Here is a 13,096-nt window from a genome sequence, read left to right as displayed (position 1 = left end):
GTGGCGGGCCTGGCTGATGTGGCGGAACGCGGCGACGGCGTCGCGGATGTCCCAGGCCGTGGCCGGGGGCAGTCGTAGGGCGCCTCGGTCGAAGAGGGCGAGGATTTCGGTGAGGATCTGGCCGAGGCGTTGGGGGCCGGCCTCGGAGGGGTCGAAGGAACGGTAGCGGACGCCGGGGTGGTCGGCGGCTACCTGGTCGGGGTCGCGTGGGTCGGCCTTGCCGATTTCGGCGAATCGGCCGCCGGGGGCGAGCAGGCGGAGGGAGGCGTCGAGGAAGTCGCCGGTGAGCGAGTTGAGGACGATGTCGACGCCGCGTTGGGCGGTGGCGGTGCGGAACGTGGCTTCGAAGTCGGTGGTGCGGGAGGACGCGATGTGGTGGTCGTCGAGGCCGGCGGCGCGGAGTGCGTCCCATTTGGTGGGGCTGGCGGTGCCGAAGACCTCAAGCCCGAGGTGGTGGGCGAGTTGGACGGCGGCGGTGCCGACGCCGCCGGTCGCGGCGTGGACGAGGACCTTCTCGCCGGCCTGGGCGGCGGCGATGTCGACCAGCCCGTAGTAAGCGGTGACAAAGGCGACGGGCACGGTCGCGGCCTGGGTGAAGGTCCAGCCGTGGGGGATGCGGGCGAGTTGGGCCCGTGGGGTGGTGGCGAGGTTGCCGAGGCCGGCGGGGAAGAGGCCGAAGACGCGGTCGCCGGGGGCGAGGTCGGTGACGTCGGGGCCGACGTCGGTGACGATGCCGGCCGCTTCGGCGCCCATGGGGGCGGGTTCCGGGTACATGCCCAGGCCGATGAGGACGTCGCGGAAGTTGAGGCCGGCCGCGCGGACGGCGACGCGGACCTGGTCGGGTTCCAGCGGCAGGGTGTCGGCGGGCAGCAGGGCCAGGTTCTCCAGGGTGCCGGGCCCGGTGGTGTCCAGGCGCCAGGCCGGTGCGCCGGCGGGGAGCGGCAGTCCGTCGGGGGCGGGTGCGCGGTGCAGTCGAGGGGCGCGCAGTTCGCCGCCGCGCAGGGCGAGTTGGTGTTCGCCGTGGTCGACGGCGGCGCGGACGGCGGCCCAGTCGAGCTGGTCGTCGACGGGGTCTTCGGTGTCGAGGAGGACGAGGCGTTCGGGGTTCTCGGACTGTGCGGTGCGGGCCAGTCCCCAGATGGTGGCGCCGACGAGGTCGGTGCCGTGGTCGCCGGGTCCGGTGGCCATGGCGCCTCGGGTGGCGAGGACCAGCCGGGAGGTGGCCGGCGGTGCGGTGGCGAGCCAGCGCTGGATCAGTCCGAGGACGGCGGCGGTGGTCGTGTGCACGTCGGCGGCGGGGTCGCCGTCGATCGGGTCGATGCGGCAGACGACGAGGTCGGCGGTGGTCTCGTCGAGGTCCTTGGTGGCCGGTCCTTCGGGCAGGAGCGTCACGTCGGCCGGTGTGCCGTTGCCGGTGGGGAGGGTGGTCCATTCGACGGTGAACAGCGACGGGTTGGTGGCGTGGCCGGTGGCCGGCCGGTGGGTTTGTGCGGGGCGCAGGGTGAGGGACCGCACGTCGGCTACGGGGCGGCCGGTGCTGTCGGCGGCCTGGATGGACAGGGCGTCGGGTCCGGCGCCGGTCAGTCGTACGCGGAGTGCGGAGGCGCCGGTGGCGAGGAGGGTGATGCCGGACCACAGGAACGGCAGGGGGGTGGGCCCGGTTTCGTCGAGGAAGCCGCCGATGGTTGTGGCGTGCATGGCGGCGTCGAGAAGCGCGGGGTGCAGGTCGAATCCGGCGGCGTCGGGTGCGGCGCTCGCCGGCAGGGCGACCTCGGCGTAGACGGCGTCGGTGGCGCGCCAGGCGCGGCGCAGGCCGCGGAACACCGGTCCGTAGTGGTAGCCGGCGCCGGTGAGGGTGGTGTCGTAGTAGCCGTCGAGGTCGACGGGTTGGGCGTCGGGCGGTGGCCAGGCCGACAGGTCGAAGGGGGCCGCTTCGGTTTCGGTGGTGAGCTGGCCGGTGGCGTGGCGCAGCCAGTTGCCGTCGCCGTTGTCGGGTTGGGAGTGGATCGACACTTCGCGGTCGCCGGTGTCGGTGGGGCGGCTGACCCGGACCTGGATGCGGACGCGGCCGGTCGCGGGGATGGGCAGGGGTGCCTGCAGGGTCAGTTCGCTGATGGTGCCGCTGCCGGCCTCGCGAGCGGCGCGCAGGGCGAGTTCGACGAATCCGGTGCCGGGCAGGATCGCGGTGTCGAGGACCCGGTGGTCGTCGAGCCAGGGTTGGGCGGACAGGGACAGGTCGCCGGTGAGGACCAGGCCGTCGTCGTCGGCCAGGGGGACGGCTCCGGCGAGCAGGGCGTGGCCGGTGGCCAGCTGTCCCGGTGTGCCGGTGGTGGGGGCGGGCCGCAGCCAGTAGCGGTCGCGTTGGAACGCGTAGGAGGGGAGGTCGACGCGGGCGCCGCCCCGGTCGGCGAGGACCGTGGCCCAGTCGAGTTCGGTGCCGTGGGTCCAGCCGGTCGCGACGGCGTGCAGCAGGGCGGTGACCTCAGGCCGGTCGCCGCGCAGGGCGGGGGCGACGATCACGCCGTCGGTTTCGGTGTCGGTGTCGGCGCGTTCGGCGAGGGTGTGTTGGGCCATGGCGCTCAGCACGGCGCTGGGCCCGATCTCCAGGAACCGGGTGGTGCCGTGTCCGGCGAGCCAGGACACGCCGTCGGCGAACCGGACGGCGTGCCGTACGTGCCGCACCCAGTAGGCGGTGGAGCGGATCTCCTCGACGGAGACGGGGGCGCCGGTCAGGTTGGACACGATGGGGATGCTCGGTGGTCCGAAGGTCACGGTGGAGGCGACCTCGGCGAACCGTTCGAGCATCGGGTTCATCCGGGCGGAGTGGAAGGCGTGTGAGACCCGCAGCCGGGTCGCCTTGCGGCCGGAGAGGGTCCAGCGGGCGGCGAGTTCGGCGATGGCGTCCTCGTCGCCGGACATCACCAGGGCGGACGGGCCGTTGAGGGCGGCGATGTCGACGCGTCCCTCGTAGGCGGCGAGGGCTTCGGCCGCTTCGGCTTCGGAGGCGGCGACGGCGAGCATGGCGCCGCCGGGCGGCAGGTCGGCCATCAGTTGGCTGCGGGCGGTGACCAGGGTGCAGGCGTCGTCGAGTGAGAGGACGTCGGCGACATGGGCGGCGGCGAGTTCGCCGATGGAGTGGCCGAGGAGGTAGTCGGGGCGGATGCCCCAGGATTCCAGCAGCCGGAAGAGCGCGACTTCGAGGGCGAACAGCGCGGTCTGGGTGTAGGCGGTCTGGTCGAGCAGGGTCGCCGCCTCGTCGCCCGGTTCGGCGAACAGGACCTCGCGCAGCGGGTGGCCGAGGTGCGGGTCGATGCGGGCGCAGACGGCGTCGAGCGCGTCGGCGAAGACGGGGAACGCCCGGTACAGTTCGCGGCCCATGCCGGGGCGTTGGGAGCCCTGACCGGAGAACAGCAGGGCCAGTCGGCCGTGTCCGGTGGTACCGGTGACGACGGTGGGGTCGGGTCGGCCGGTGGCGATCGCGTCGAGGCCGGCGAGCAGGGTGTCCCGGTCGTCGGCGAGTACGACGGCGCGGTGGGCGAGTCCGGTGCGGGTGGCGGCCAGCGAGTAGGCGATGTCGTGGATGTCGCGGTCGCCGTGGGGTGGTTGGTCGTTGTCGGCGGCGAACGCGTGGAGCCTGGCGGCCTGGGCGCGGAGCGCGGCGGGGCCGGCCGCGGAGACCAGCCAGGGGGTCGTCTCGTGATCGGCGGCGGGCGCGGGGCCGGTGCCGGCGGGGGTGGGTGGGGCCTGTTCGAGGATGATGTGGGCGTTGGTGCCGCTGACGCCGAACGAGGACACGCCGGCGCGGCGCGGCCGGTCGTTCGGGGGCCAGGCCCGGTGCTCCGCCAGGGGCACGACGGTGCCGGCGGACCAGTCGACGTGGTCGGTGGGTTCCTGCAGGTGGAGGGTGCGGGGCAGCATGCCGTGGTGCATGGCCAGCACCATCTTGATGACGCCGGCGACGCCGGCGGCGGCCTGGGTGTGGCCGATGTTCGACTTGAGGGAGCCGAGCCACAGGGGTTCGGCGTCGCCCCGGTCCTGGCCGTAGGTGGCGAGCAGCGCCTGGGCCTCGATCGGGTCGCCGAGGGCGGTGCCCGTGCCGTGTGCCTCGACGGCGTCCACATCGCTCGGGGCGAGTCGGGCGTTCGCCAGGGCCTGCATGACGACGCGTTGCTGCGCCGGCCCGTTGGGGGCGGTGAGCCCGTTGGAGGCGCCGTCCTGGTTGATGGCGCTGCCGCGCAGCGTGGCCCAGATCCGGTGTCCCTGGCGGCGCGCGTCGGAGAGGCGTTCCAGCACCAGGACGCCGACGCCTTCGGCCCAGCTGGTGCCGTCCGCCGAGGCGGAGAACGGTTTGCAGCGTCCGTCGACGGCCAGTCCGCGCTGTCGGCTGAACTCGACGAACGCGTCGGGGGTGGCCATCACGGTGGCGCCGCCGGCCAGGGCGAGGGTGCATTCGCCGTTGCGCAGCGCCTGGCTGGCGAGGTGCATGGCGACCAGGGACGAGGAGCAGGCGGTGTCGACGGTGACGGCCGGGCCTTCGAGTCCGAAGGTGTAGGCGAGGCGGCCGGACGCGACGCTGGTGGCGGTGCCGGTGAGGACATGCCCTTCGATGCCGTCGGGCAGCCGGGTGGCGCGGCCGTAGCCGGAGGCGGTGACGCCCATGAAGACGCCGCCCGGGGCTCCCTTGATCGCGGCGGGGTCGATGCCGACGTCTTCGAACGCCTCCCAGGCGGCCTCCAGCAGCAGCCGCTGCTGCGGGTCCATGGCCAGGGCTTCGCGGGGGGAGATGCCGAAGAGTTCGGCGTCGAAGTCCCCGGCGTCGGTGAGGAATCCGCCCCGGCGGGTGTAGGTGGTGCCCTGCCGGTCCGGGTCGGGGTCGTAGAGGGCGTCGATGTCCCAGCCCCGGTCGGCGGGGAAGTCGGTGATGGCGTCGTCGCCGTCGCACAGCAGCTGCCACAGCCGCTTGGGGTCGTTGGCTCCGCCGGGGAAGCGGCAGCTCATGCCGACGATGACGATCGGGTCGTCGTCGAGCGGGGTGGCGACGGCCGTCGGGGCGGCGGTGCCGGTGAGGCCGCGCGCGAGATGGCGGGCCAGGATCCGCACGCTCGGGTAGTCGAAGACGGCAGTGGTGGGCACCGGGACGCCGGTCGCGGTGCGCAGTCGTTTGCCGAGTTCGACGGCGGTCAGCGAGTCGAAGCCGAGGTCCTTGAAGGCGCGGCCCGGTTCGATGCTTTCCGGGTCGGAGTGGCCCAGGACGGCGGCGACCTGGGCGCGGACCACGGTGAGCATCTCGTGTTCGCGTTCGGCGGCGGTCAGCGACGCGGCGCGGCGGGCCAGGTCGGGCTCGGCCTGCCGGGGCCGCGGCTCCGGTGTGGGGCGCAGATCGGGCAGGTCGGCGAGGAGGGGGCTGGGCCGGGTCGAGGTGAAGGTGGCGACGAAGGCGGGCCAGGCGATGTCGACGACCGCGATCTGGTCGTCTGCGTGGTCGATGGCCCGATCCAGGGCGGCGCGCGCCATGGCGGGTGGCATCGCGATCAGTCCCCGCCGGTGCAGATGGTCGAGGCCGTGTCCTTCGGGCACGGGGCCGCCGTCGTCCCAGGGGCCCCAGGCGACGCTGCTGGCCGGCAGATCGCGGGAGCGGCGGTACTCGGCGAGCGCGTCCAGGTAGGCGTTGGCGGCGGCGTAGGCGCCCTGGCCGGCTCCGCCCCAGGTGCCGGCGACGGAGGAGAAGAGGACAAAGGCGTCCAACGGGGTGTCGCCGAGTGCGTGGTGCAGGTTGGTGGCGCCCAGTACCCGGCCCGCCAGGGCCTGGTGGAACGCTTCGGGCTCTGTTTCGGCGACGGGGTCGGTGGCCGGCACATCGGCGGTGAACACCACGGCGGACAGCGGCTCTTGGGCCGTCGCCGTGGCGAGCAGCCGCTCGACGGCGTGCGGGTCCGTCAGGCGGCAGGCGACGGCCGACACGGGGACGCCGATGCCGGCCAGTTCGGCGGCGAGTCGGGCCGTGGCCGGGTCGTTCGGCCCGTGGTCGCTGGCCAGCAGCAGCCGTGCCGGGTGCCGGTCGGCGGCCCAGCGGGCGGCCTGCGCGCCGAGTTGGCCGTCGGCCCCGGTGACCAGCACGGTGCCGCCCGGCTGCCACCGTTCCGCTGTCCGCTCCCCCAGCGGCGCGCGCCGCAGCCGGCGGGCGTAGGCGCCGGAGGCGCGCAGCGCGATCTGGTCCTCGCGGGTGCCGCCGGCGAGGAGCGCGGCGAGCCGGCCGCCGGTCCGTGTGTCGACGGTGCCGGGCAGGTCGATCAGCCCGGCCCACAGGCGCGGATGCTCAAGCGCGACGACCCGGCCCAGGCCCCACAGCTGCGCCTGTACGGGGGCGTCCGGCCGGTCGGAGCGGCCGGTGGAGACGGCGGCGCGGGTGGCGGTCCACAGGGGGGCTTCGAGTCCCGCGCTGTCGAGGGCCCGCACCAGGGTCAGGGTGGCGGCGACTCCGGTCGGCAGCGCGGCCGTCGGCAGCCCCTCGTCGGCGAGCGCGGTGAGGTTGAGCACGCCCGCCGGGGTGTGCTCGGACGCTTCGCGGATGCGGGCGGCGAGCGCGACGGGGTCGGTGTCCCGGGGGTCGATGGGCAGTTCGACGACCTCGGCGCCGGCGTGCCGGAGCGCGGTGACAACGGAGCGCGCCGACTCGGCGTCGGCGGCGGGGACGGCGACGAGCCAGCTGCCGGAGAGCGACCCCGTCGTCGGCAGATCGGTCAACGGCGTCCAGGTGACCTGGTAGCGCCAGGTGTCGATGACGGAACGTTGACGACGTTCCCGACGCCAGGACGCCAGCGCCGGCACGACCGAGCCCAACAGCTGTGGTGCGTCGGAGAGTTGCAGGGTGTCGGCGAGTTCGCCGAGGTCTTCACGTTCGACGGCGTCCCAGAACCTGGACTCGGTCGGGTCGGCCGGCTGGGCGGCGCCGGGGGCCGAGGGGGCGGGCGCGTCGAGCCAGTAGCGCTGATGTTGGAAGGCGTAGGTCGGCAGCGGTACCCGGCGGCCGGTGAGGACGGTGGACCAGTCGACGTCGACGCCTGCCTGCCATGCCTCGCCGAGGGAGGCCAGCAGGCGGCGCTTCCCTCCTTCGTCGCGGCGCAGGGTGCCGAGCGCGACGGCGGCGGCCTGAACGTCGTCGATGGTCTCCTCGATGCCGACGGTCAGTACGGGGTGGGCGGAGACCTCGATAAAGGTGCCGGCGCCCTGTCCCAGCAGGGTGCGGATGGCGTCCTCGAACCGAACGGTGGAGCGGAGATTGTCGAACCAGTACCCGGCGCCCAGGCCGCCGTCGACCGGGGCGCCGGTCAACGTGGAGAGCATCGGGATCTGGCCGATGGACGGGGAGACGGGGGCGAGGTCGGTGAGGATCCGCTCGCGCAGCTGCTCCATCTGGGAGGAGTGCGAGGCGTAGTCCACGGCGATGCGTCGGGCACGGATCCCGCGCTCCTCGCATTCGACCAGCAGTGCCTCCAGGGCCTCGATCTCGCCCGAAACCACCGTGGACGACGGCCCGTTCACCGCAGCAACGGAGAGGCCTGGACTGTTTGCGGTCAGGTCGTCGACGGTCTCCCGGCCGGCGGCCACCGACACCATCCCACCCCCACCCGCAACCGCCACCAGCGCCTTGGAGCGCAATGCCACCACCCGGGCAGCGTCCTCAAGCGACAGCCAGCCGGCCACGCACGCCGCGGCGATCTCGCCCTGTGAGTGCCCCACCACTGCCGAAGGCACCACACCGGCGGAACGCCACACCTCGGCCAACGACACCATCACCGCCCACAACACCGGCTGCACCACATCAACCCGCACCACATCGTCATCACCGTCGAGCAGCACCTCGGACAACGACCAGTCCACATGCTCAGAAAGCGCCGCCTCACACTCCAGCAACCGCTCCCGAAACACCTCAGAGGACTCCCACAACCCCCGCGCCATCCCCACCCACTGCGAACCCTGACCAGGAAACACCCACACCACACCACCAGAACCAGCAACACCAACAGCAGCCCCCGACAACCCCGCCAACAACTCATCCCGCCCCGCACCCACCACCACCGCACGATGCTCCAACCCAGCCCGCCCCATCGCCAACGACCACCCCACATCCACCGGACTCAACTCGGGCCTCTCGGCCACAAACGACCGCAACCGCTCCAACTGCCCCCGCAACGCCCCCTCCGACTTCGCCGACACCACCCACGCCGTCACACCCCCAACAGCACCGCCCCCACCAACCGCCGCAACCTCCGGCCCCTGCTCCAAAATCACATGTGCGTTGGTCCCACTGATCCCAAAGGATGAGACGGCGGCCCTACGCGGCCGGTCCACCTCGGGCCACTCCCGGGACCCCGTCAGCACCTCCACCGCGCCTGTCGACCAGTCCACCTGTGGCGAGGGTTCGTCGGCGTGCAGGGTCGCCGGCAGGGCGCCGTGCCGCAGCGCCATCACCATCTTGATGACGCCGGCCACGCCGGAAGCGGCCTGGGCGTGCCCGATGTTGGACTTGATGGACCCGATCCACAGCGGCTCGCCGTCCTCGCCCCGCTCCTGGCCATAGGTCGCCAGCAGCGCCTGGGCCTCGATCGGGTCGCCCAGGCGGGTGCCCGTGCCATGGGCCTCCACCGCGTCGACATCCGCTGTCGTCAACCGGGCGTTGACCAGGGCCTGTTGGATGACGCGCTGCTGCGAGGGGCCGTTCGGCGCCGACAGGCCGTTGGACGCGCCGTCCTGGTTCACCGCGCTGCCGCGCACCACGGCCAGCACCTGGTGCCCGTTGCGTTGTGCGTCCGAAAGCCGCTCCAGCAGCACCAGGCCGACGCCCTCGCCGAGGCCGAAGCCGTCGGCGTCCGCGCCGAACGCCCGGCACCGGCCGTCCTGGGAGAGGGCACGCTGGCGGCTGAACTCGACAAACAGCCCGGGGCCCGCCATCACGGTCACGCCGCCGGCGAGCGCCAGATCGCAGTCGCCGTTGGTCAGGGCCTGGGTCGCCAGATGCGTCGCGACCAGCGACGAGGAGCAGGCGGTGTCGATGGTGACCGCGGGGCCCTCAAGGCCGAGGGCATAGGCGACGCGGCCGGACGCGACGCTGCCCAGGCCGCCGATCAGCCGGTGCCCCTCGTGGCCGGGCAGCGGCTGGTCCAGGCGCGGGCCGTACTCCTGGGTGGCGGCGCCGGCGAAGACGCCGGTGCGGCTGCCGCGCAGGGTCGTCGGGTCGATACCGGCCCGTTCCAACGTCTCCCAGGCGGTTTCCAGCAGCACCCGCTGCTGCGGGTCCATGGCCAGGGCCTCACGCGGCGAGATGCCGAAGAACGCCGGGTCGAACTGGTCGGCGTCGACGAGGAATCCGCCCTCCCGGGCGTAGGAGCTGCCGGGTTCGTCGGGGTCGGGATGGTAGAGGCCGTCGAGGTCCCAGCCGCGGTTGTCGGGCAGGGGCGAGATGACGTCGCCCTGCTCGGTGACGAGCCGCCAGAGGTCTTCGGGCGAGGCGACGCCGCCCGGGTAGCGGCAGGCCATGGCGATGATGGCGATGGGTTCGTCGGTGCGGGTCGTCGTGGGCGTGGCCGCCTCGGCGGTCTCCGCCGGCCGGTGCAGCAGCCGCGCGGCCAGTTGTTCGGCGAGGGCGTCCGGCGTGGGGTAGTCGAAGGCGATCGTGCTGGGCAGCCGCAGGCCGGTCGCGGCGTTGATCCGGTTGCGGAACTCGACGGCGATAAGGGAGTCGAAGCCGAGGTCCTTGAAGGCGCGGCCGGCGTCCAGGGCGCGGGAGTCGGCGCGGCTGAGCACGGCGGCGGCATGGGCGAGGACCAGCTCAAGCAGGGTGCGGTGTCGTTCCGCCGCCGGTAGCGCCGCCAGGTCGCGGCCGAGGTCGCTCAGCGCCTCCGGGGCGGCGGTCCTGCGTTGCGGCGCGGGGACGAGATCGCGCAGCGGCGCGGGGACGGCGTCCGGTTGGTTCTGTGCGGCGGCGCGTAGCTCCGGCAGGCTCAACCGGGCGGGCGCGAGGAGCGGTTCGCCGGCGGGCAGCGCCGCGTCGAAGAGGGCCAGCGCCTGGTCGGGGGTCATGGGCGCGAGTCCGGTGCGCACCAGTCTGGCCCGGTCGGCGTCACCGAGCCGGCCGCCCATGCCGGCGTCGTCCCAGAGCCCGGACAGCAGCGAGACCGTGGGCAGGCCGAGGGCGTGCCGGTGTTGGGCGAGCGCGTCGAGGAAGGTGTTGGCCGCGCCATAGCTGCCCTGCCCCGGGGTGCCGATGGTGCTGGCCAGCGAGGAGACGAGGACAAACGCCGCGAGGTCGAGATCGGCGGTGAGTCGGTGCAGCTGCCAGGCCGCGTCGGCCTTGGGGCGCAGCACGGTGGCGAGCTGGTCGGGGGTGAGCGCGTCGATCGGGGCGTCGTCGACGACGCCGGCGGCGTGGATCACCACGCGCAGCGGGTGCGCGGCGGGGATGGCGTCGAGCAGCGCCCGGAGGGCCGGCGGGTCGGCGACATCGCAGACGGCGACGGTGATATCGGCGCCCAGGGCGGCGAGTTCGGCGGTGAGGTCGGCGATGCCGTTGGCGTCCGCGCCGCTGCGGCTGGCGAGCACGAGGTGGCGGGCGCCATGTGTGACGACGAGGTGGCGGGCGATGAGCCGGCCGATGGCGCCGGTGCCGCCGGTGATCAGCACGGTGCCGTCGGCATCGACGGGGCTCGGCCGGGTGGCGGTGGTGGTGACGCGGGTGATGCGGGGGGCCAACACGCGGTCGCCGCGCAGCGCGAGCTGCGGCTCGTTCCGGGTGAGCGCGGCGGCCAGGGCCCGGTCGGTGGTGGTGGCGTCGTCGATGTCGACGAGCGTGAACCGCCCGGGGTGTTCGGCCTGGGCGGTGCGGATCAGTCCGCGGGCCGTGGCGGCGGGCAGATCGTGGATGTGCTCGTCGCCGTCGACGGCGACGGCGCCATGGGTGAGGAGGACGAGCCGGGTTTCGGTCAGGTGCTGGTCGGCGAGCCAGTCCTGGATCAGGGTCAGCGCCTCGCGGGCGGCGCGGTGCGCGCCGGCGACCGGGCCGCCGTCCCCTTGTCCGTCGTCTTCGGTGAGGTGCAGGGCGACCGCTTCGGGGGCTGGTTCGCCGGCGGTGAGGGCGGCCCGCAGGGTGGCGAGGTCGCGGTAGTGCCGTGCGGGGGCGGCGGGTTCGCCGATGAACGCCCTTTCGCCGCCGGGCGCGGCCGGCGCGGTGTCGGGGAGCGTCAGCCACTCCAGCCGCCATAGCGGGTCGGGGCTGGTCGCCGCGTCGGCGAGCTGCCGTGGATCGACGGGGCGCAGCACCAGCGATGCGATGGTCGCCACCGCCTCGCCCGACGGGTCGGTGAGCTCGACGGTGACCGCGCCGTCGCGATCGGGGGCGCCGATATGGGCGCGGACGACGGTCGCCCGGGTCGCATACAGCTGAACGCCGTTGAAGCTGAACGCCAGCCGGGTGTCGTCGGTCCGTCGGCCGTCGAGGGGCAGCAGGGCGTGCAACGCGGCGTCGAGCAGGGCCGGGTGGAGTTCGAATCCTGCGGTCCCCGCCGGGTCGGCGTCGGGCAGGGCGGCCTCGGCGTACAGCTCGTCGCCGTGCCGCCAGCAGGCACGCAGCCCCTGGAACGCGGGGCCGTAGGCGTAGCCGAGCTCCGCTAGCCGGGCGTAGGCGCCGTCGAGTGGGATCGCCGTCGCGCCCGGGGGCGGCCAGGTGGTGGCGGCCGGCTGGGGTGTGCGGGCGGGGCCGGTGATGCGGAGGGCACCCGTGGCATGCCAGGCCCACGGCAGTTGCTCGGCATCGGTGACGCGGCGGGAGTGCACGGTGAGGGGCCGCCGGCCGGCGTCGTCGGGCGGCAGTACCACGATCTGTAGCTGGAGCGGCTCGTGCTCGGGGACGACCAGCGGTGTCTGCAGCGTGAGTTCGTCGATATAGGGGTGTCCGCACTGGCGGCCGGCATAGAGCGCGAGGTCGATCAGCGCGGAGCCGGGCAGCACGACGCGGCCGAGAAGCACGTGGTCGGCCAGCCATGGCTGGGCCCCGGGCGCCAGCCGGCCGGTGAGGACGAGCGTCCCGTCCTCGGCGATGTCGACCATCGCGCCGAGCAGCGGATGCTCCGTGCCGTCCACGCCGAGGGCACCGGCGCCGGCGCCGGCCTGGGTCGGGGGGAGCCAGTAGCGCTCGCGTTGGAAGGGGTAGGTGGGAAGCGGGACGCGGCGGGTCCGTGCGGGGAAGAGGCTCGTCCAGTCGACGGAAACGCCATGCGTCCAGGCCGTCGCCATCGCGGTGACGAACTGACGGTGATCACCATGATCCCGACGCAGCGTTGCCAACGCGGCACCCGGCCGCCCCATCGACTCCAACGTATCCGTCACGGCCGTCGTCAACACCGGATGAGCACTGGCCTCCAAAAACACACCATGCCCCGCCTCACGCAACGCCCGCACCACCGGTTCAAACCGCACCGGCTCCCGCAAATTACGGAACCAATACCCCGCATCCAACTCCCCCGTATCCAACAACCCACCCGTCACCGTCGAATAAAACGCCACCCCACCAGAACGCCTCGGCGCAATCCCCCCAAGCTCATCAACCAACTCCCCCCGCAACACATCCACATGAGCCGAATGCGACGCATAACCAACCGGAAGCCGACGAGCCCGAACCCCATCAGACTCAAGAACAGCCAACAACTCATCCAACGCATCCACATCACCAGAAACAATCGTCGCCGACGGACCATTCACCGCCGCAACCCCAACCCGACCCGACCAACCCACCAAACGCAACTCAACATCCACCACCGGCAACGCCACCGACACCATCCCACCCGAACCCGCCAACCCCCGCACCAACCGACTCCGCAACGCCACAATCCGCGCCGCATCCACCAACGACAAACCACCCGCCACATAAGCCGCCGCAACCTCACCCTGCGAATGCCCCACCACCGCCACCGGCACCACACCCACCGAACGCCACAACGCCGCCAACGACACCATCACCGCAAACAAAACCGGCTGCACCACATCATCCCGATCCAACCCCGGCGCACCCTCCACCCCCCGCAACACATCCACCAACGACCAC

The 13,096-nt window shown here is 73.2% G+C and carries 1 protein-coding gene (cut by a window edge); it reads right to left on the bottom strand.

Annotated features, from left to right (window positions below; genetic code table 11):
* Positions 1 to 13,086, bottom strand: the beginning of a protein-coding gene (locus tag AOM46_RS35735; protein ID WP_267887835.1) for a type I polyketide synthase. 15,051 nt of this gene lie to the left of the window's left edge; the window shows 13,086 of its 28,137 coding nt (coding positions 1-13,086); the start codon lies at positions 13,084 to 13,086; its stop codon lies off the left edge, out of view.
* Between the last annotated feature and the right edge of the window lie 10 nt (positions 13,087 to 13,096).

It is taken from the genome of Streptomyces sp. NBRC 109706 (genome assembly GCF_000974485.1).
Lineage (GTDB): Bacteria > Actinomycetota > Actinomycetes > Streptomycetales > Streptomycetaceae > Streptomyces.
Note: the sequence above shows the minus strand (reverse complement) of the source record. Positions and strands in the feature narration are given on the sequence as shown.